The organism is Streptomyces sp. Alt3, assembly GCF_030719215.1.
Classification (GTDB): Bacteria; Actinomycetota; Actinomycetes; order Streptomycetales; family Streptomycetaceae; genus Streptomyces; species Streptomyces glycanivorans.
In genome coordinates this window covers 6,634,804-6,655,049 of sequence record NZ_CP120983.1, presented here as the reverse complement: position 1 = coordinate 6,655,049, position 20,246 = coordinate 6,634,804, and the positions used below count along the sequence as shown (strand labels likewise).

The window sequence follows — 20,246 nt, the reverse complement described above, 5'->3', positions numbered from 1 at the left end:
GATCAGAACTGGAGGGACTTGGTCTGGAGGTACTCGGAGAGGCCGTGCGGGCCGAGTTCACGGCCCACCCCTGACTGCTTGTAACCGCCGAAGGGCGCCAGCGGGTTGAAGCGGCCGCCGTTGATGTCGACCTGCCCGGTGTCCATGCGGCGGGCGAAGGCGACGGCCTCCGCGTCGTCCGCGCCCCAGACGGCGCCGGCGAGCCCGTACACGGTGTCGTTGGCGATCCGCAGGGCGTCGTCCACGTCCTCGTACCTCAGGATGGAGAGGACCGGGCCGAAGATCTCCTCCTGGGCGATGGTCATGTCCGGGGTGACGTCGGCGAAGACCGTGGGGCTGACGTAGTAGCCCTGGTCCTTGGGCGCCTCGGGGCCTCCCGCGACGAGGCGGGCTCCCTCCTCGACACCCTTCTCGATGTATCCACGGACCCGGGCCTGCTGCTTGGCGTTGACGACCGGGCCGACCCGCTCCCCCGGCACGTACTTCGCGACCGCGGTGGCGGCGAGCGCCACGGCCTCCTCGTACCGCTCGGCGTCGACCAGCATCCGGGTCCACGCGCTGCAGGTCTGGCCGGAGTTGGACATCACGTTGGCGACGCCGACGTTGACGGCCCTGGCGAGGTCGGCGCCCGGCAGGATCACGTTGGCGGACTTGCCGCCCAGCTCCAGGGCGACGCGCTTGACGGCCGCTCCGGCGGTGGCGCCGATCTGCCTGCCGACGGCCGTGGACCCGGTGAACGAGACCAGGTCGACGCCCTCGTGCTCGGCCAGCGCCTGACCGGCGACCGCCCCGATGCCGGTGACCAGGTTGAAGACGCCGGCGGGCAGGCCGGCCTCCTGGGTGGCCTCGGCGAAGAGCTGCGCGGTGAGCGGGGTGTCCTCCGCGGGCTTCAGGACGACGGTGCAGCCGGCGGCCAGCGCGGGGGCCACCTTCGCGACGATCTGGTGGAGCGGGTAGTTCCAGGGTGTGATCGCGCCGACGACGCCGACGGGCTCCAGCAGGACCGTCGAACTGCCGAGCTTCTCCTCGAAGGAGTAGGAGGCGGCGAGTTCGGCGTAGGAACCGGCGACCAGCACCGGAACGCCGGCGTGCACCGCCTGGGAGAGCGGCAGCGGCGAGCCGAGCTCCGCCGTGACCGTCTCGGCGATCTCGTCCTTGCGGGCGGCGAGTACGTCACGCAGCGCGGCGATCCTCTCGGCGCGCTCGGCGGGCGGGGTGGCCGCCCAGCCGGGGAAGGCGGCACGTGCGGCGCGTACCGCCGCGTCGACGTCCTCGGCCGTACCCGCCGGAACATGGCCGATGACCTGCTCGTCCGCCGGGTTCACGACCGCGATCGTGTCCTGGCCCGAGGCGGGCCGCCACTCCCCGCCGATGTACATCCCGTCATGCGCCTTCATGGCTGTCCCTCCCGGGCTCGCTGTGCCTGCCGCCGAAGCCGTGCTCGTACGGACGGATGCCGTCCCGGGCCCAAACTAGCGCTGTTAGTTTTTTGGCGCCAGGGAAGCGCCGGAGAAGGGCCGGAGACACAGATCACGCCCGGCCGGCGGCAACCCTCGCACGCACGGCCGGGGGCTGCCACGGGCCGTGCGGGACCGGCTCGCCGGGCAGCCGCGGGCGGCGTGTTCTCAGGCGGGGTTCCGCTCGGCCCGGGAGCGTCCGGCACGCGGTGCGGGGGCCGACGACGTGGGGCCCGGGGCAGCCGCGTCCGTCCCGCCGCCCCGCAGTCCGAGTCCCGCCGCGCCCACGAGCAGTGCGCCCAGCATGACGAACGGCGCCGCCGTGCCCGCGACACCGGCGATCAGTCCGGCCGCGGCCGGGGCCGCGACCTGGCCGAGCCGGTTCCCGGTGAGCCGGAGGGCGAGCGCCGTGGAACGGGCCGCCGCGGGTGCGGCCTGGACGACGGTGGTCATCGAGAGGGGCTGGCCGAACCCCAGGCAGAAGCCCAGTACGGCGAGCATCACGGCGAGCCCCCACACCGGCACGGGCAGGGCGACGGCCGCGCAGAGGAGGCCGCCCAGCAGGCAGGTAGCGGAGAGCAGGGCGGTCCTGCCGACCAGGCGCAGCACGGGTGTCATCACGAGCCGGCAGGCGATGGTGGCGGCGGCCCGGAGGCTGAGCAGCAGGCCCACGGTGGCGGGCGCGATACCTCGGTGCTCGCCGACCACCGGCAGATAGGCGGTGAGGATGTCGGTGGCGCTGAGCACGGCGAGGCTGATGAAGATGCCGGCCGGGACCCCGCGGGTGCGCAGGATGCTGCCCACCGGCACCTTCGGGCCCGCCTTCCGGGACGATCCGGCGGTCCTGCGGTGCTCGATGCGCCACAGCGAGGTGAGGGAGACGGCGGCGACGGCGGCCGAGACGAGCAGCGCGAGGGCGCTCGTACGGGCCATCGCGCCGTCCTTCTCGGAGATGAGGAAGCCCGCGGCGATCGGGCCGATCAGCTGGCCGAGGGAGGCGCCGATGGTGAAGTGGCCGAAGTTGCGGTCCTGTTCCGCCGGCGGGGACTGCCTGGCGACGAGCGACTGGGCGCCGATGACGAAGCAGAGGTGGCCGAGGCCCATGACCCCGCTCCAGGCGGCCAGCGTCGTGAGGGAGCCGGAGGTGCCGCTGAGCGCGCAGCCGCCGCCGATCAGGAGGACCCCGACCGGCAGCAGCGGTGCGCAGCGCCCGTGGTCGGTCCGCCGGCCCAGGGGTACGGCGGCGAAGAGCGGCAGGAGCGCGTACACGCCGGCGATGACGCCGATCGCGCGCTCGTCGGCGCCCAGCGAGAGAGCCCGGTAGGAGACGGCGGGCCGCGCCATCGACACCGCCCCCTGCGCGAAGGCGAAGGCGATGACGAGGCGCAGCAGCCAGCCCCTGCCGGGCCGTGGTTCCGGAGGCATCAGATGATTCCGAAGAGGATTCCGGCGCCGAGGACCACCAGAGAGGTGAGCACGGCCCACTTGACGGTGAACCGGGTGTGGTCACCGAACTCGACCTTGGCCATGCCGACCAGGACGTAGACGGCGGGCACGAGTGGGGACGACATGTGCAGCGGCTGACCGGCGATGGACGCGCGGGCGATCTCCAGGTGGGAGACGCCGTGGGCGGCGCCGGCCTCGGCAAGCACGGGCAGCACTCCGAAGTAGAAGCCGTCGTTGGACATGAAGTAGGTGAGGGGGAGGCTCAGCACGCCGGTGACGACGGCCATGTGCGGGCCCATGGCGTCGGGGATCGCCCCGACGAGCCAGTCCGCCATGTGCTCGACCATACCGGTGCCGGTGAGCACGCCGGTGAAGACGGCGGCGGCGAAGACCATGCCGGAGACGTTGAGCACGTTGTCGGCGTGGGCCGCGATCCTGGCCCGCTGGTCGGGCATGCGGGGGAAGTTGACGGTGAGGGCGAGGGCCGCGCCGATCAGGAAGAGCACGGGGATCGGCATGACTTCCATGATCATCGCGGCCAGCAGGGCCACGGTGAGGCCGGCGTTGAACCAGTAGAGCTTGGGGCGCAGCGTGGACCTGTTGGGGTCGAGGCCCTTGAACTCCTGCTCCTCGTCCTCGTCCTCGGCGACGTCCGCACTCCCCGCACCACCGGCGCCGGCAGCGGTGCCGGGGCCGGTCGCGGTGCCGGGGCGGCCCTTCGGCGTCTTCGTGAGCCGGTCCCCGCCGCCCGCGCCGACGAGGACGGTCTCGGGCTCGGTCACCAGCGCCTCGTCGAGGGTGAGCGTGCCGAGCCGCTTGCGCTCGCGGCGGCCCAGGACGAAGGCGAGGAGGACGACGGCGAGGAGGCCCATGGCCAGGGCGGGGATCATGGGCACGAAGATGTCGGCCGCGTCCACCTTGAGGGCGGTGGCCGCCCGGGCGGTGGGGCCGCCCCAGGGCAGGGTGTTCATGACCCCGTTCGCGGTGGCGGCGACGCAGGTCATCACGACCAGGCTCATCTTCAGCCGCTTGTAGAGCGGGTACATGGCCGAGACCGTGATCATGAAGGTGGTGGACCCGTCACCGTCGAGCGAGACGATCGCGGCGAGCAGAGCCGTACCGACGACGATCCGCATCGGGTCGGCCTTGCAGAAGCGCAGGATGGCCCGGACGATCGGGTCGAAGAGGCCGACGTCGATCATCACGCCGAAGTAGACGATGGCGAACATCAGCATCGCCGCGGTCGGCGCGAGGGTGCCGACCCCTTCGATGACGTAGTCACCCAGCTTCGCGCCCTGCCCTACGGCCACGCAGAACAGGGCGGGGATCAGGACCAGTGACGCGATCGGGGACATCTTCTTCGTCATGATCAGGACCAGGAAGGTCGCGATCATGGCGAAGCCGAGGACTGTCAACATATGGGCTACCTAACGTTCACCTTTGAACTCTCACCGGTGCCGGCGGTCCGAGTGACGTTAGGGGCCCTTCTGCGGCGTTAACAAGATGTTGACGTGTGAGCAATACGAGCAAAACCCCAGGTCAACGACTTGGTGTTACGGCGACGGGGACGGCGTTGAGTACAGCGGTGCCCGACAGCGGGTCCAGGAGCGTGCCGTCCAGGAGCTGGTTCACGTTGACACCCGGCTCCGCTCCGGCCACCGACATGCGGGTGCCCGGACGGCTGTGCCCCCAGCCGTGCGGAAGGCTCACGACTCCGGTCCGCACCGAGTCGGTGATCTCCGCCGACGCCTCCACCTCGCCGCCCGCCGCGGTGATCCGGGCGGTGTCACCCTCACGGAGCCCGATCCGGGCCGCGTCGTCGGGGTGGATCTGCAGGGTGCAGACGTTCGTGCCGCCGCGCAGCGACGCGACGTTGTGCATCCAGCTGTTGTTGGACCGCAGATGGCGGCGGCCGACGAGTACGAGCCCGGCGGGCCGCGCGCCGAGGGCGGCACGCAGCCGGGGCAGGTCGGCGGCGATCGGCGCGGGGAACAGCTCGATGCGTCCGCTGCGGGTCCTGAGCACCTGCGGGAGGCGCGGCTTCAGCGGGCCGAGATCGATCCCGTGCGGATGCGCGAGGAGCTGCTCCAGCGTGAGGTCGTACGGGCCGAGGCGCAGCATCAGGTCGAGCCGCCGTTCGGCACCGGTGCGGCCGGTCAGTTCACCGGCGAGCGCCTCGGGGGCTCCCGCCCTGGCCAGCGCGGCGCCGATGGCCAGATCGTCGACGGCCTCGGGCGGCGCGCCGTGCATGCCGCCGACGGCGAGGACGAGCCTGGCGAGGATCTCACCCTCGTCCATCCGGCCGTCCTCCAGCGGGACGGCGGGGCGGCTGTAGCGCACCTGGTTGCGCACCGCCAGGGAGTTGAGCGCGAAGTCGAAGTGGGCGCCCTGCGAGGGAGGCGGCGGGGGCAGGACGACATCGGCGTGCCGGGAGGTCTCGTTGAGGTACGGATCGACGCTGACCATGAAGTCGAGGCCGTCGGCGAGTGCCCGGTCGAGGCGGTCGCCGTCAGGGGCGGACAGCACCGGGTTGCCCGCGATGACGATCAGGGCCCGGATCCGGCCCTCCCCCGGCGTCTCGATCTCCTCGGCGAGGGCGCTGACGGGCAGTTCACCCTTGGCCTCGGGGTGTCCGGAGACCCGGCTGGTCCAGCGGCCGAGGGAGAAGCCCTTGCCGGGCGCGGCAGCGCGAGGGGCTCGGGCGGTGGCGGAGAGGGGGAAGAGGGCGCCGCCGGGGCGGTCGAGGTTGCCCGTGAGGATGTTGAGCACGTCGACGAGCCAGCTGGCCAGGGTGCCGTGCTCGACGGTGCAGCTCCCGATGCGCCCGTAGACGGCGGCGGCGGGCGCCGCGGCCAGTTCGCGGGCGATCTCCCGGATGGTCGGAGCGTCCAGGTCGCAGGCCTCCGCCACGGCTTCGGGGGTGAAGTCCGCGATGGCTTCTGTCAGTTCGTCGTAGCCTTCGAGGTGCTCGGCGAGCGCGCCGGGGTCGGTGAGCTTCTCCTCGACGAGGACCTGGGTGAGCGCGGCGAGCAGGAGGGCGTCGGTGCCGGGGCGGATCGCGGCGTGCCGGTCGGCGAGGCGCGCGGTGCGGGTCCGGCGCGGGTCGATGACGGTGAGGGTTCCGCCGCGCCTGCGCAGCGCCTTGAGTCTGCCCGGGAAGTCGGGGGCGGTGCACAGGCTGCCGTTGGACTCCAGCGGGTTGGCGCCGATCAGCAGCAGGTGGGCGGTGCGGTCCAGGTCGGGTACGGGTATGGCCTGGGCGTCCCCGAAGAGCAGACCGCTGGAGACGTGCTTGGGCATCTGGTCCAGGGTGCTGGCCGTGAAGACGTTGCGGGTGCCGAGCGCGGACAGCAGCAGGGGCGGATAGAGCCCGCCTGCCATCGTGTGCACGTTGGGGTTGCCGAGGTAGACACCGACGGCCTGTTCGCCGTGTTCCGCGGTCAGGGCGGGGATCCTCGCGGCGACGGCGTCGAAGGCCTCGCCCCAGGTCGCCTCGCGCAGGACGCCGTCCGTGCGGACGAGCGGGGTGCGCAGCCGGTCGGGATCGGCGTCCAGGCCCCCGAAGGAGGCGCCCTTGGGGCAGACGAAGCCCTGGCTGAAGACGTCGTCGCGGTCACCGCGGGCGCCGGTGACCGCCGTTCCCTCGATGGTGAGGGTGAGTCCGCAGGTGGCCTCGCAGAGCGGGCAGATCCGCAGAGCGGTGCGGGAATCGTGGGACATGGGCCCTCCCGGGGCGGCGGTGGCGCGCGGGCGTGATCCGGCGTCCCGCGGCGCGTCCGGCGGGCGCGGCACCCGGCGGACCGAGCATACCGACCGGTACGGATGGGGGCGAGGGCCTGGAGCCACCCGTTGTGCCGCCGCCCACCCGCCCGCTATCCGAGAACTCCCGCGAGGTAGGCCCGGAGCAGGATCCTGGTCTCCGCTATCAGGTCCGGGTCGCCCACCGGGTCCGCCCGGAAGGCGAGTTGGAGGAGGGCGTCGGCGGCCTGCACACAGACGAGGACCGTGCGCAGGAGTGCGGCGTCGTCGGCCGCCCCGTCGCGCCCCCGGCCGAGATGGCCGGAGAGCAGTTCCGTCAGCCGCCCCGCCACGCGCCGGTTGACCTCCTCGTCCAGCGGACCCGCGGTGGGTACGGGAGGGCCGAAGTCGACGAGCGCGAAGCCGGGGACGGAGCGCTTCATCGCCAGGTACTCGTCGAGCACGGCGTCGATGGCCGCACGCCACTCACGCTCCGGGATCGCCTCGAGCCGGGCGACGACCCGCCCCGCGTAGACCTCCAGGTTGCGCTCGGCCAGGGCGTCGACGAGCGCCCTCTTGTTGGGGAAGAAGCGGTAGACGGAACCGATGGGGACACCGGCCCGGTCGGCCACCGCCCGGGTCGAGAGCTGCTCGTAGCCGGCCTCGTCGAGCAGCGCGGCTCCGGCGTCGAGGATGCGGGCGAGGCGGTCGGCGCTGCGCTGCTGCACGGGGACGCGCCGGAGGTTCGTATGAGCGTGGGACACGGCTCCATGATGCCCGTATGCCGTTGACGGGCCCCGTTTCGATTCCTACGGTGATCCATAGGATTCCTCGTCAGGGATCCACAGGGTCCCCCTTCCGACGGGAGCGCGTGATGAGCGGCATCGAGCAGGCGAGAAAAGCGGCGGAGAACCTCGGCCACATGTCCGGCTTCGGCAACGAGCACAGTTCCGAGGCCGTCCCGGGCGCCCTGCCCCACGGCCGCAACTCGCCCCAGCGCGCCCCCCTCGGGCTCTACGCGGAACAGCTCAGCGGCTCGGCCTTCACCGAGCCCCGTGCCCGCAACCGCCGGTCCTGGCTCTACCGGATCCGCCCCTCGGCCGCCCATCCCGCCTTCGTCCGGGTCGACAACGGCACCCTGCGCACCGGTCCGTTCACCGAGACGGTGCCCGATCCCAACCGGCTGCGCTGGGACCCGCTCCCCGACCCCGCGCCCGGCACGGACTTCCTGGCCGGCCTGTGGACGCTGGGGGGCAACGGCGACGCCACCCAGCGCACCGGCATGGCCGTGCACCTGTACAGCGCGAACACCTCCATGACGGACCGGGTGTTCGGCGACTCCGACGGGGAGCTCCTGATCGTCCCCGAGCACGGCGGCCTCCTGCTCCGCACCGAACTGGGCCTGCTCCGGGCCGAGCCCGGCCATGTGGCGCTGGTCCCGCGCGGCGTTCGCTTCCGCGTCGAGCTGCTGGACACCACGGCCCGCGGCTACGTCTGCGAGAACTACGGGCAGCCGTTCGTCCTGCCCGACCTGGGGCCCATCGGCGCCAACGGCCTCGCCAACGCACGGGACTTCCTGGCGCCCGTGGCGGCGTTCGAGGACCGTGAGGGCCCGGTAGAGGTGGTCAACAAGTTCTGCGGGAACCTCTGGTCGGCGACGTACGACCACTCACCGCTCGACGTGGTCGCCTGGCACGGCAACCACACGCCGTACGTCTACGACCTGCGCCGCTTCAACGTGATGGGCACCATCAGCTACGACCACCCCGACCCGTCGATCTTCACCGTGCTGACCTCGCCGTCGGACACCCCGGGGCTCGCGGGCGTCGACTTCGTCGTCTTCGCCCCGCGCTGGCTGGTCGGCGAGGACACGTTCCGGCCGCCGTACTTCCACCGCAACGTCATGAGTGAGTACATGGGCCTGATCGAGGGCGCGTACGACGCGAAGGCGGGTGGGTTCGTGCCGGGCGGCGGCTCGCTGCACAACATGATGTCGGCTCACGGCCCGGACCGTGAGACCTTCGACCGGGCGAGCGCGGCGGAGCTGGTGCCGCAGAGGATCGACGACGGTCTGGCGTTCATGTTCGAGACCCGCTGGCCGGTCACCGCGACCGCGCAGGCCGCGGGGGCGGACCATCTGCAGCGCGGCTACGACGACGTGTGGCAGGGTCTGAGCCGCAACTTCCGGCCGTGAGACCGCACCGCCGGCCACTCCTCGGAGAGATCGGGTGAACCGGATGAATCAGGTGAACGAGGCGAGCCGGCCCGGATTCGCCCCCGACTCCCTGGTGCTGAACCGGAAGCTGCCCCTCTGGTACCAGGTCTCGCAGTCCCTGCGGGCGTCCATACTGGGCCGCCCCCAGGACGCCTCGGCCCGTCTGCCCACCGAGGAACAGCTCGCCGCGCACTACGGCGTCAGCGTGCTCACCATGCGCCAGGCCCTCAAGGAGCTGGAGAGCGAGGGGCTGATCAGCAGACACCGGCGGCGCGGCACGTTCATCGAGCCGCGTGCACGGCGGGTGTCACCGGTCCGGCTGCTGGGATCGATCGACACGATCGTCGCCCAGCAGTCGGGCGAGCTCACGACCGTGCTCGGCCACGGCCGGACACCCGTCCCCGGCGATCTCGCGGAGTTCTTCCCCGACTGCCCGGAGGTGGTCAGCTACCGGCGGCTGCGCCGCGACGAGGGGACGGGCGAGCCCACCAACTGGGCGGAGAACGCGCTGCGCCCGGAGACCGCCGCCCGGCTCGACGTGACCGATCTGGAGCGGTGGCCCATGACCAAGGTGCTGCGTGACGTCGTCGGCGTACGCATCTCCCGGATCACGGACACCGTCGAGGCGCGCCTCGCCGACCCCGCCACCGCCGAGCTGCTCCAGGTCCCGCTGCTCAGCCCGATCCTGCACTACACCGGGGTGACGTACGACGAGGACGGCTCGGTGGTGGACGTGGCGCGCATCCGCTACCGCGGGGACCGCTTCTCCTTCTCGGTGACCGTGGACGCGCACTGACGCGGGGACCGGTGCGAAGGGGCGTCACGGAGGGGTCGTCGCAGAGAGGTCGTTACGATGCCGGAGGCGGCGGACGTGGCGACGGGGAGGACCGCACGGTGGCAGCACGGGTGGCGGCCGGAGCCGGCGGGGGCGATGCGCTCCCGCTGCTGGACGACCTCATGCCCTGGTCGGTACGCCCCCTGAGAACGGGGCGTCCCTGGGTGACGGCCCCCGACGCCTCATCGCTCCGGGCCCGCTGGGACCTGCTGGCACGGGCGGAGGGCGCGGAACAGGAACGCCTGTTCCGGCCCAGCCGCTCCCGTACTCCACTGTCCCCGGCCGCGGCGCTTCCGGGCACGGCCACCGGGACCGGCGCGTTCGCCCGTGACCCGGGCCCCTACCCGGAACCCGTACGGATCCTGCACGGCCCCTTCGACAAGCAGTGGCTGATTCCCGACCACCGGCTGCTCGACGCGGCCCGCCCCGAGCTGTGGCGCGTCGCCGACGGACACCAGATCTTCGCCGTCGAGCACGGATACGTGCCCCAGGACGACGGTCCGTGCCTGTCCGCGACCGCGCTGCTGCCGGACGGTCACTCACCTGCGGGGCGGCCGGGCCGGACAAGGCCGCTCCACCGGCGGCCGGGAGGGCAGGAGCCCAATCTCGCACCGGGACTGACCGCCCTCCTGTCCGAGCGGTACGGGGCCCCGGTCACCGCCGAATCCGTCCTGGCCTGGATCCTCGCCGCCGCCAGGCCCTCCCCCGCGGGCCCCCTCGTCCCGCTGCCCATGGGCGGCGGCCTCTGGGCGCAGGGCGTGGAACTCGGGCAGGAGCTGATGCGGCTCCAGTTGCGCGGGGCACGCGGCGGGGAACGTCCACGCCTGCCCGGCGGCCGGCGGCCGTACGTACGGGCCGCGATCGGGCCCCGGCCGGACAGCATCAGCTTCGACGCCGGGGAGGAGGTGCTCGTGATCGGCGAGGGGCGGGTCTCGCCCGTTCCGGCCGCGGCCTGGGACTTCCGCGTCGGCGGTGTGCGCGTGCTGGAGCTATGGTTCGAGCGCCGTACGGCGGCGGCGGAGGGACTGGCCGCCGTGGGGCCGCGGGACTGGCCGCGGGAACGGACGTCGGAACTCCTGGAGCTGATCACCGTCCTGGCGCTGCTGGCCGGACTGCGTCCCCGTCAGGAGGAGTTGCGGGAGGCGGTCGGGAGGGCGGACACGCTCACCCGGGACGGGCTGCGCGCTGCCGGGGTACTTCCCGTGCCTGCCTGGGCCCGTCGGCCCGCCTCCGTGCTGGACCATCGCGAGGAGGGCCCCGAGGGGCAGTTCGCGTTGCTGTGAGACGGGGGGTGCCGGGGGGAAGGTGGCCGCCTCCGTACGCGGGTACCGGCGGTCGCACTGCCGGGCGGGGCGCCGATGGGTGCCGTACCGGCGCTGGGGGAACACACCGACGCAACGCTGCCACGCCCTGGGGATGACGGACGGGCGGACAGCAGCACTGCGCCGGAACGGAGTGATCGTGGACGCGGCCCTCAGCGAGGGCCGGACCTGTCGTGACAGCCGTCGGTCAGCGGCGGCTGCCGAAGAGCGAGCGCCGCAGTCGCCGCAGGGGGGCGAAGAGCGAGACACGCGCGCTCCTGCTCCTGCGGGTGTGCGCGGCGTCGCGCGACGTGAGCTCGAGCATCAGCAGCGTCGCCTCGGCCGACTCACGCTGCGGAACGGCAGGACCGCCCAGCACCGCGAGATGACGGTCGAGGCGCGAACTGGTCGCACCGCTCCCACATGTGATCGCAGGCACACGCGGCCTGCTGCGCACCGTTATCTGTTCCATGTCACTCCCCACCCGTACGAGGGCACCCGGCCCGGGCAGGTTAACCCTATCGTCCCGCAGTGACACTCGTGTATCCCGGCCGCAGGATTGCACGCCTGTACACGGGGGTTGACGGCCCGTTACCGGATCCTGTCGACCCCGGGGCGAGTTGAGTTAGCTTGGAGGTGATTCGTCCGTACTGCGCAACGCTGCTGATGGAGGGTCACCGATGAGCGAAGCCCCGGACACCGGACGTGTGATCGCGGATCGTTACCGCCTCCTGGACCCGCTGGGCGAAGGCGGGGCGGGCACCGTGTGGCGTGCCCGTGACGAGGTGCTGGGGCGCGAGGTGGCCGTCAAGGAGGTGCGGATCCCCGCGGCCCTGCCCGCCGCCGAGGCCGAGCGGCTGCACTCCCGCCTGGAGGGGGAGGTCCGCACGGCGGCGCGCGTCACGCACCGCAATGTCGTCACCGTCCACGACGTGGTCACCCAGGGCGGCCGGCCCTGGATCGTGATGGAGCTGGTCCGTGGACTCACCCTGTCCGACGTCCTGGCCGCCGACGGCCCGCTGTCCCCGCGGCGTGCGGCCAGGATCGGAGCGGAGGTGCTCGCTGCGCTGCGCGGCGGCCACGAGGCCGGTGTGCTGCACCGCGACGTGAAACCGGGGAACGTACTGCTGGCCAACGACGGCCGGGTCATGCTGAAGGACTTCGGCATCACCGCGGACCGCGGGACGCCGGAACTCACCCTGGCGGGTGAGCCGGTCAGCTCACCGGACCATGTGGCGCCCGAGCGCGCGCTGGGGCGCACGCCGGGGCCGGAATCCGACCTCTGGTCGCTCGGAGTGCTTCTGTACGTCGCGGCCGAAGGCCGGTCGCCCTTCGGCCGGAGCACTCCGGCGGGCACCTTGCGCGCGGTGGGTGAGGAGGAGCCGCCGCCTCCCGAACGGGCCGGTGCGCTCGGGCCGGTCATCGAGGGTCTGCTGCGCAAGGATCCTGCCGAACGGCTCACCGCCGGGGAGGCGGAACGTCGGCTGCGGATCCTGGCCGCGGGCGGCACCGGATCGCCGGCCGCCCCACCCTCCCCCCTGCCGGCGGGCGTTACCGATGCGACGGGCGGCGGTGGCGGGGCGGCCGCGGATCTGCCGGAACCCACCGGGACCACGCGCCGCACGGGCGTCCTGGTGGCCGTGGCGGCGGTGGTCACACTGCTCGTCGCCGGAGGTCTCGTATGGGCACTGGCGGGCGACGACGACCCGGACGACAGGAGCGGCGGCACGGCGGCCCTGACGACCTGGTCGGCGAGCTCGCCCGCGCAGGTGCCGGCGGACACCACGACGACGCAAGGGAAGGGGGCTCCGCAGGACGGAACCCCCTCCTCCACGCACGGTTGAGCCCCGGCGCCCGCTACAGGGGTACGGGTCAGGCCTTGGAACTGAGGGCGGGCAGATAGCCACCCGACTGCCCGGCGGCGGTCGGGTGGTAGGACTCACCGATGTTGAGCCAGTTCACGCTGTGCAGCCAGGCGCTGCCCGAGCAGATCTCGTGTCCGGTGAAGGTCGGGGTGACGTCGCCGAAGGTGAAGCCGTGGTCGGCCGCACGCTTGGCCGTGGCGGCGTTGAGGTAGTCGGCGGCGCCGTTGATGGCGGTGCGCTCCTTCTCGCTCAGACCGGCGACGCAGCTGCCGCTGAGCTTGTAGAAGCGGGGGTAGCCGAGCACGACGACGCGGGCCGAGGGCGCTTTGGCGCTGATCGCCGTGTAGACGGAGTCCAGTTTGCCGGGGAGGGTCGAGTCCACGTAGGCGCGGGCGGTGGCGATCCGGCTCAGGCACGTGGCCTCGGACTGCAGGACACAGGTGGTCATGACATCGGCGAAGCCGGCGTCGTTGCCGCCGATGGAGATCGACACGAGGTCGGTGGCGGAGCTGAGCGGGCCCAGCTGACCGGCCGTGACGTCACCGGTCCTGGCGCCCGAGCACGCGGTGAAGGCGAAGGAGGCGGGGTTGTTGGCCGCCTTCCAGAGAACGGGATAGGCGCGGGTGCTGCGCTTGCAGTCACCGCTCGCACTGTCGTAGCTGCCGGCGCCGACGCCCGACGAGTACGAGTCCCCCAGCGCGACGTAGTCGACGGCCGCGGCGGACTCCTGGGCCTGGGCGACGCCCACGCCGGTCAGGGCGAGAACGGTACCGAGGAGAAGAGAGGACGAGAACGCCACGAGTCTGGACATTTTCATGGAACCTCCTTGGGCAGGATCTCTGCCTACTCCGTGGTAGCAGTACCGACGGGAATTCCGGAAGTGTCCATGCCAAGAAGCTTGAACAACATCTTCTCGCGGGGCTCCTGAGGATGCGCCACACCGGACTCCGACATCAGGCATGAAGCAGGGCAAACCTTGCCACGCGCACGGGTCACCTGCCGAGAGGTGGTGCGCGGCCCACCTCCGTGCGCCCCTTTCACCCTCTTTTCTCACTTAGTGACCCAGCCCCCGCACCGCACGCCCGGCCGCCGGGTCCCGGCGCGACCGGACCGAACCGCCACCTCCACCGGGTAGCGGCCGACAGCCGCGTCACCGGCCGCAGCCGTCCGCCGGCACCGAACAGCAGGTCAGCGTGGAATTCCGCCTGATCATTTCCGGGTCGACGCTGATCATTTCCCTTGTGGAACAACTCCGGGAGGCCCGGAACATCGCGGGAAACAGGAGGCATCAATTCCGTGGCCACATGTGACAGTTCCGTCAAAGTCCGAAAAGGGTGAGACGTCATTGCATGTCTTGCCATACAGTTCCAATCGTTAATACCGTCGTAGATCAACCCGCAACGGCCCATCACGCAGGCGGCTCCAGGGGAGGGCTCAGGCAGCCGCGGTGGACACCGGAGCGGGGCGCGGTAGGGGGGTGCCGTGCCCAGCGGCCGTACTCAGTCGAGTCGGCCGCCGTACGGCCAGTTGTGCCAGCTCATCCAGCCAGCTCGGAGCGTCATGCCGTCATGGCCGGGGTGAGAACCCCCCTTTCGAACCGGACCTTTGTGCCGGACTGCCCGGGGGCGGGCCGTCCACCGGACGAGAGGGAAAAGACTCATGAGTTCAGCCCTGCCTTCCTCGATCAGACCTGTCACGGAAGAGACCGGATCCGCTCGAATACAGAGCGAATACCGACCGATCTCCTCGCATCTCGCGATAGCGCCACCGGTAAGTGTCGTGATCCCCGCCATGAATGAGGCGGCGAATCTTCCCCATGTGTTCGGTACGCTGCCCGACTGGATTCATGAAGTCGTGCTCGTCGACGGCAATTCGAGCGACGACACCGTCCGTGTCGCCCGCGAACTCCGCCCGGACGTCGTGGTCGTCGAACAGACCGGCAAGGGCAAGGGGGACGCCCTGATCAGTGGCTTCGCCGCCTGCACCGGCGAGATCATCGTGATGGTCGACGCCGACGGCTCGGCGGACGGCGGGGAGATCGTCAGCTACGTCTCCGCCCTGGTCGGCGGGGCCGACTTCGCCAAGGGCTCCCGCTTTGCCAACGGTGGCGGGACGGACGACATGACGCCCGTCCGCAAGCTCGGCAACCGGGCGCTGTGCGCGGTGGTCAACCGCAAGTTCGGGGCCCGCTACACCGACCTCTGCTACGGCTACAACGCCTTCTGGAAGCACTGCCTGGACAGGATCACCCTGGACTGCACCGGCTTCGAGATCGAGACCCTGATGAACATCAGGGTGGTCAAGGCCGGTCTCAGGGTCCAGGAGGTGCCGAGCCACGAGTACAACCGCATCCACGGCGTCAGCAATCTCAGCGCCGTGCGCGACGGACTGCGCGTACTGCGGGTGATCCTCACGGAGAAGCGGGTGCGCCGCCGGACCGCGACCGCTCCCGCGGTCATCGGCCGGGGACAGCTGCTGTGACGCCACGCGCCTTCTCCGTCGTCGTCTGCGTCTACACCGAGGAGCGCTGGGACGACATCCTCGAAGCGGTCGCCTCGGTCGGGTCCCAGTCGCTGCCGGCGGAGGAGACCCTGGTGGTCGTCGACCACAACCCGGCGTTGCTGAGCCGTCTGGCGGACGAGTACCGGGGCTCCCCGGGGGTGCGGGTCCTCGCGAACGCGGGTCCGCGCGGGCTGTCGGCGGGCCGCAACACGGGTGTCGCGGCCGCCCGCGGCACGATCGTCGCCTTCCTCGACGACGACGCCGTGGCCGGGCGGGACTGGCTGCGTCACCTCGACCGGGGTTACGACGATCCGGAGGTGATGGCCGTCGGCGGCCGGACCCTCCCGTCGTGGGCCTCGGGGCGCAGACCGCTCTGGTTCCCCGAGGAGTTCGACTGGGTCGTCGGTTGCACCTATCGGGGACTGCCGCCCGGCACGGTCCGCGTACGGAACGTCCTCGGCGGCAACGCCTCCTTCCGCCGCGAGGCGTTCGACGCGGCGGGCGGTTTCGCCACCGGTATCGGGCGGGACGGGGACAAGCGGCCACTGGGCGGTGAGGAGACCGAGTTCTGCATCCGTCTCACCCGCGCGCGTCCCCGGGCCGTGGTGCTGATCGACGACCGCGCCGTGATCCGCCACAAGGTCCCGGCGGCGCGCGAGCGTTTCGGGTACTTCCGCACCCGCGCGTACGCCGAGGGGCTCTCGAAGGCGCTCGTCGCCAGGAGCGTCGGTGCCGCCCGGGGGCTGGAGTCCGAGCGCCGCTACACCACCCGGGTGCTCCCGGCCGGGGTGCTGCGGGGCGTACGGGACTTCTTGCTGGGCCGTCCCGGCGGAGCGGGCCGCACCGGCGCCGTCGTGACGGGGGTGCTGGCGGCGGCGGCCGGTTACGCGGTGGGCAGCGCGCGGGTCCGGCGTGACGGTGTGTCGTTCGCCGTGCCCCCGATCGAACCGGCGGACGCACGGGAGGAGGTGCGGTGAGCGGGGACGACCTCGGGAGCGGCGCCGTGCCGATCCTGATGTACCACGCGGTCGGCCACCGCCCGGCCGACCGCGTGTACGGCCTCTCCGTGTCACCCGGCGCGTTCCGGACGCAGATGGAGATCCTGGCCCGGCGCGGCTTCACCCCGCTGACCACGGCCGCGCTGGCCGGGAGCTGGCGCACGGGACGCCCGCTGCCGCCCCGGCCGGTGCTGATCACGTTCGACGACGGCTACGAGGGGGTGCACCGGTACGCGTTGCCGGTGCTCGCCGAGCACGGTTTCGCGGCCACCGTCTTCGTCACCACCGGCTGGCTGCGCGGTGGCCACGACGAGGGCGGCGCCCCGGACACCATGCTCGACTGGGGCCAGGTGCGCGAACTCGCCTCCACGGGCGTGGAGATAGGCGGGCACAGCCACACCCACCCGCAGCTGGACCAGCTCGACGGGGCGGCGCTGAGGGCCGAGACGGCCGGCTGCCGGGAGATCGCCGCCGCCGAACTGGGCGCTCCCCCGGCCTCCTTCGCCTATCCGTACGGCTACTCCACCCGCCGGGTGCGGCGGGCGGTGCGGGCGGCGGGCTTCGCGCAGTCCCTCGCCGTGGGCAATGCCCTGGCGCGGCGCCGCCAGGGTCCGTACGCCCTGGAGCGGGTGACCGTCCGCCGTCGGACGGGCGCCGCCGAGTTCGCACGGCTGGTGGAGGGCCGGGCCCTCGCGCGGTCGTTCGCTGTGGACCGGGTGCTCACCAAGGGGTTCGCCGTGGTGCGCGGTGCACGCCGGGTGCGCCGCCGGCCGGGCTGAGGCAGGTCCCCGGTCCGGCGGGGCGCCGCCGGACCGGGGCCGTGTCCGCCTCCCGCCACCTGCGGGCAGCTCCCGAAACCTGGGTGCGCGGGGCGGCACCGTGCCGGATCATGGGCGCCATGTCTGCCAACCCCGAGTCCGCCCTGCCGATCCGGCTCAACGTGGACGACAGCGATTCGCCGTCCGACGTCGTGGACGCGCTGTTCCTGGGCCGCTTCGCGACGGGCGAGCAGCCTCATTCGCACAGTTCCTCCCTCGACCGGGTCAGGCCGGGGGCGACCCTGCTCCCCGCGGCGGCCGAGGTGCTGAGATCGGCCCGCGACGACGACCGCAGCGCCACGCTGGCCGAGGGCGACGGCTGGACTGTGCTGGTCTCCCGGTGGAACCGGGGCGCCGACGTCACGGTCACCGCCACCTCCCCCGAGCTCGCGCAGAAGATCCTCTCCGAGGCGACCGACGGCGCACAGGACGAGCCGGAGCCGCAGCCCGAGAACGTGACCATGGGCTTCTGGTACGTCTCACCACGCCGGGGCCCGCACCGCACCACCCGGCAGATCGCCGCCGGCACCTGGGACGAGGTCCGGTCCAACTACACGGCTCCGGTGGCCGATGCGATGGACCGGCTGATGAAGGTGACCCCCGACGACATCGCCGGCCGGCTGCTTCTGCTGCACGGCCCGCCGGGCACCGGCAAGACCTCGGCGCTGCGCACCCTGGCCCGGTCCTGGCGCGACTGGTGCCAGGTCGACTGCGTGCTGGACCCGGAGCGGCTGTTCAACGACGTCGGCTATCTGATGGACATCGCCATCGGCGAGGACGACGGTTCGTCGAAGGGGCGCTGGCGGCTGCTCCTGCTGGAGGACTGCGACGAGCTGATCCGCGGCGAGGCCAAGCACACGGCGGGTCAGGCACTGTCCCGGCTGCTCAACCTGACCGACGGTCTGCTGGGCCAGGGGCGCAATGTGCTGGTGGGCGTGACGACCAACGAGGACCTGGAGCGGCTGCACCCGGCCGTCGTCAGGCCGGGCCGCTGCCTGGCCCGCGTCGAGGTGGGCTCGCTGACCCGCGCGGAGTCGGTGTCCTGGCTGGGCACGGAGGAAGGGATCGGCCGCGAGGGCGCGACGCTGGCCGAGCTGTACGCCCTGCGGCGGGGCAGCGGACCCGCGTCCGTTCCGAAGCAGGACGCGGGGGCGGACGCCGGTCTGTATCTCTGAGTGCGGCGGCAGGGCCCTATCGCGCGTAGGCCGCCCGTACGGCGTCCTCGGCCTGTGCGAGCGCGTCCGCCTCCGACAGGCCGAGGCGCCGGGCCTGTTCGGCGTACTCCTGGGCCGCCGTGGCCGCGTTGCGGGCCGCCGCGTCACCCGCCGCGGCGACGAACGTCCCGTTGCGGCCCCGGGTCTCGATCACCCCGTCGGCCTCCAGGGCACGGTAGGCCTTGGCCACCGTGTTGGCGGCGAGGCCGAGTTCCCCGGCGAGGCCGCGCACGGTCGGAAGACGGTAGCCGACGGGCAGGTCCCCGGAGCGGGCCTGTCCGGACAGCTGGGCGCGCAGCTGCTCGTAGGGGGCGGTGGCGGAGTCCGGGTCAACTGCGATCTTCAGGGTCACGCGCCGATTGTCTCCCACCAGGGGACCCGTTCACCGGCCGCGCCGCCGGAAATTCACAGGCGCCCGGGCGTCCACCCGCGTTAGCGTCCGCGCATGACGGTACGCGTGCGTGACTTCCTGCCCGCCGACGCGGAGGCCTGGGTGCGGGTGCGGCGTGCCGCTCTGCCCTTCATGGTGACGACTCCGGAACAGGTCCTGCGCGATCTGGCCGACGCCCATCCGGACAGGCGGTACCGGCTGCTGGTGGCCGAGGAGGACGGCGAGGTGATCGGGACCGCGCAGGCCGGGATCTCGCACGAGAGCCCGAAGCCCGGTCAGGGCTTCTGCAATCCGTACGTCCATCCGGACAGGAGGGGCCGGGGTGCGGGGTCGCTGCTCCTGCGGACCGGTGAGGAGCATCTGGCCGGTGCCGGGGCGAGCGCCGTCTACACCTGGGTGCTGGACGAGCCGGCCGACCGTGCGTTCGCCGCGAAGCGCGGGTACGCGGCGCGACGGCCCGCGCACTTCCTCCGGCTCGGCCTGACGGACGGCTCGCTGCCACCGCTCCAGGACGTGCCCTCCGGGGTCGAGCTGCTCACCGCGGCGGACTTCGAGGACGATCCGCGGCCTCTGTTCGAGGCGGACGCGGAGACGACCGCGGACGAGCCGAGCGATGTCCCGGTGGAGTTCTCCGACTACGAGGACTGGCTGGCGACGACCTGGCGGCGGCCCGGCTTCGACCACGCGCTCACCACGGTCGTGACGGTGGACGGACAGGTAGCGGCGTTCAGTGCCGCGCAGACCGACGGACTGACCCGCTACTGGTCGGCCATGACCGGCACCCGGCGCGCCTTCCGGGGCAGGGGGCTGGCGAAGCTCGCCAAGAACACCTCCCTGCACCGGGCGCGCGCCGCCGGGTACACGGACGCCTACACCGGCAACGACGCCGACAACGGCCCGATGCTGGCGGTCAACCGCTGGTTCGGCTACGAGATCTGTGCCACGGAGGTACGCCATGTCCGCGAGATCGGCTGATTCAGGGACCACCTTGACGGTGGCCCTGGTCAAGGCGGGCCGCACGAAGATCCGTTACCCGGCAGAGCCGGTCGGGGACGACGGGAACCGGATCACCGTCCGCGCGCCGTGGGCCGCCCCGGGGGTCCGGGACTTCGGCTTCGTACGCTTCGAGCCCGGGGACGTCTTCACCGAGCACTACTGGCGCGACCGGTGGTACGCGGTGAAGGAGGTCCGTACCGGGGGCGGGGAGCTGAAGGGCTGGTACTGCGACATCACCCGGCCCGCCGTGCTCCGCGACGGTGAACTCCTGGTCGAGGACCTGGACCTGGACCTGTGGGTCTCGGCCGACGGCTCGTCCGTCCTGCGGCTGGACGAGGACGAGTTCGAGGAGAGCGGCCTCGCCGGCCGTGACGCCCCGGCGGCGGAGGCCGCCGTCCGGGCCCTGGACGAGCTGGAACACCTCGCCCGCACCGAGGGGCTGGCAGGACTGGTCGGGTAAGGCCCGCCCC

18 protein-coding genes and 1 pseudogene are annotated in these 20,246 nt (G+C 72.3%); 11 read left to right on the top strand and 8 right to left on the bottom strand.

The window, feature by feature from the left end; genetic code table 11:
- Positions 1-2: 2 nt before the first annotated feature.
- From P8A20_RS29395 to P8A20_RS29375, 5 genes are all read right to left on the bottom strand, one after another.
- Positions 3-1,397, bottom strand: coding sequence for an aldehyde dehydrogenase family protein (locus tag P8A20_RS29395; protein WP_147962164.1), 1,395 nt, complete (start codon positions 1,395-1,397; stop codon positions 3-5).
- A 228-nt stretch (positions 1,398-1,625) separates the two neighbouring features.
- On the bottom strand, positions 1,626-2,882 hold the full coding sequence (locus P8A20_RS29390) for an MFS transporter (RefSeq protein WP_306104529.1): 1,257 nt from the start codon (positions 2,880-2,882) through the stop codon (positions 1,626-1,628).
- The gene (locus P8A20_RS29385; RefSeq protein WP_147962163.1) at positions 2,882-4,321 is read right to left on the bottom strand and encodes a CitMHS family transporter; all 1,440 of its coding nucleotides are present in this window, start codon (positions 4,319-4,321) and stop codon (positions 2,882-2,884) included. Before P8A20_RS29385 ends, P8A20_RS29390 begins: the two co-directional genes overlap by 1 nt.
- A 121-nt stretch (positions 4,322-4,442) precedes the next feature.
- On the bottom strand, positions 4,443-6,623 hold the full coding sequence (locus P8A20_RS29380; RefSeq protein ID WP_306104528.1) for a molybdopterin oxidoreductase family protein: 2,181 nt from the start codon (positions 6,621-6,623) through the stop codon (positions 4,443-4,445).
- A 152-nt stretch (positions 6,624-6,775) separates the two neighbouring features.
- Positions 6,776-7,405, bottom strand: a complete 630-nt coding sequence (locus P8A20_RS29375; protein ID WP_306104527.1) for a TetR/AcrR family transcriptional regulator — start codon at positions 7,403-7,405, stop codon at positions 6,776-6,778.
- A gap of 110 nt (positions 7,406-7,515) precedes the next feature.
- Here P8A20_RS29375 and hmgA point away from each other — a divergent pair, with 110 nt between their 5' ends.
- The 4 genes and pseudogenes from hmgA to P8A20_RS29355 form a co-directional block, all read left to right on the top strand.
- Positions 7,516-8,835, top strand: a complete 1,320-nt coding sequence (gene hmgA, locus P8A20_RS29370) for a homogentisate 1,2-dioxygenase (RefSeq protein ID WP_306104526.1) — start codon at positions 7,516-7,518, stop codon at positions 8,833-8,835.
- A 43-nt stretch (positions 8,836-8,878) separates the two neighbouring features.
- A complete protein-coding gene (locus tag P8A20_RS29365; RefSeq protein WP_261988899.1) occupies positions 8,879-9,652 on the top strand; it encodes a GntR family transcriptional regulator in 774 nt (257 codons plus the stop codon).
- Positions 9,653-9,750: 98 nt separating this feature from the next.
- Positions 9,751-10,974: a type ISP restriction/modification enzyme gene (locus P8A20_RS29360; RefSeq protein WP_306104525.1), complete on the top strand. Its 1,224-nt coding sequence runs from the start codon at positions 9,751-9,753 to the stop codon at positions 10,972-10,974.
- A gap of 24 nt (positions 10,975-10,998) precedes the next feature.
- Positions 10,999-11,155 (top strand): annotated as a pseudogene (locus P8A20_RS29355) (CoA transferase); the annotation flags it as partial.
- A 45-nt stretch (positions 11,156-11,200) separates the two neighbouring features.
- Here the strand turns inward: P8A20_RS29355 and P8A20_RS29350 are convergent.
- Entirely contained in the window at positions 11,201-11,464 is a 264-nt protein-coding gene (locus P8A20_RS29350; protein ID WP_104790182.1) for a hypothetical protein, read from the bottom strand.
- A 208-nt stretch (positions 11,465-11,672) separates the two neighbouring features.
- Between P8A20_RS29350 and P8A20_RS29345 the strand changes: the two genes are divergently transcribed.
- Positions 11,673-12,836, top strand: a complete 1,164-nt coding sequence (locus P8A20_RS29345; protein ID WP_147962158.1) for a serine/threonine-protein kinase — start codon at positions 11,673-11,675, stop codon at positions 12,834-12,836.
- A gap of 28 nt (positions 12,837-12,864) precedes the next feature.
- Here the strand turns inward: P8A20_RS29345 and P8A20_RS29340 are convergent, their stop codons facing one another.
- Positions 12,865-13,674 (bottom strand): SGNH/GDSL hydrolase family protein, encoded by an 810-nt coding sequence (locus P8A20_RS29340; RefSeq protein WP_147962157.1) that lies wholly within the window; start codon positions 13,672-13,674, stop codon positions 12,865-12,867.
- 842 nt (positions 13,675-14,516) lie between these two features.
- Here P8A20_RS29340 and P8A20_RS29335 point away from each other — a divergent pair.
- The 4 genes from P8A20_RS29335 (at position 14,517) to P8A20_RS29320 (ending at position 18,350) form a co-directional block, all read left to right on the top strand.
- A complete protein-coding gene (locus P8A20_RS29335; RefSeq protein WP_261988898.1) occupies positions 14,517-15,338 on the top strand; it encodes a glycosyltransferase family 2 protein in 822 nt (273 codons plus the stop codon).
- Entirely contained in the window at positions 15,335-16,336 is a 1,002-nt protein-coding gene (locus P8A20_RS29330; RefSeq protein ID WP_147962156.1) for a glycosyltransferase family 2 protein, read from the top strand. The genes P8A20_RS29335 and P8A20_RS29330 overlap by 4 nt, the downstream gene beginning before the upstream one ends.
- A 38-nt stretch (positions 16,337-16,374) precedes the next feature.
- The gene (locus tag P8A20_RS29325) at positions 16,375-17,136 is read left to right on the top strand and encodes a polysaccharide deacetylase family protein (protein WP_147962750.1); all 762 of its coding nucleotides are present in this window, start codon (positions 16,375-16,377) and stop codon (positions 17,134-17,136) included.
- Positions 17,137-17,255: 119 nt separating this feature from the next.
- Positions 17,256-18,350, top strand: a complete 1,095-nt coding sequence (locus P8A20_RS29320) for a DUF5925 domain-containing protein (protein WP_147962155.1) — start codon at positions 17,256-17,258, stop codon at positions 18,348-18,350.
- 16 nt (positions 18,351-18,366) lie between these two features.
- On the opposite strand, the gene P8A20_RS29315 is transcribed toward P8A20_RS29320, so the two are convergent.
- A complete protein-coding gene (locus P8A20_RS29315) occupies positions 18,367-18,741 on the bottom strand; it encodes a GntR family transcriptional regulator (RefSeq protein WP_147962154.1) in 375 nt (124 codons plus the stop codon).
- Positions 18,742-18,834: 93 nt separating this feature from the next.
- On the opposite strand from P8A20_RS29315, the gene P8A20_RS29310 reads away from it, so the two are divergent.
- The gene (locus P8A20_RS29310; protein ID WP_306104524.1) at positions 18,835-19,755 is read left to right on the top strand and encodes a GNAT family N-acetyltransferase; all 921 of its coding nucleotides are present in this window, start codon (positions 18,835-18,837) and stop codon (positions 19,753-19,755) included.
- Positions 19,736-20,236, top strand: a complete 501-nt coding sequence (locus tag P8A20_RS29305) for a ribonuclease FAU-1 family protein (protein WP_147962152.1) — start codon at positions 19,736-19,738, stop codon at positions 20,234-20,236. Before P8A20_RS29310 ends, P8A20_RS29305 begins: the two co-directional genes overlap by 20 nt.
- Positions 20,237-20,246: the final 10 nt, after the last annotated feature.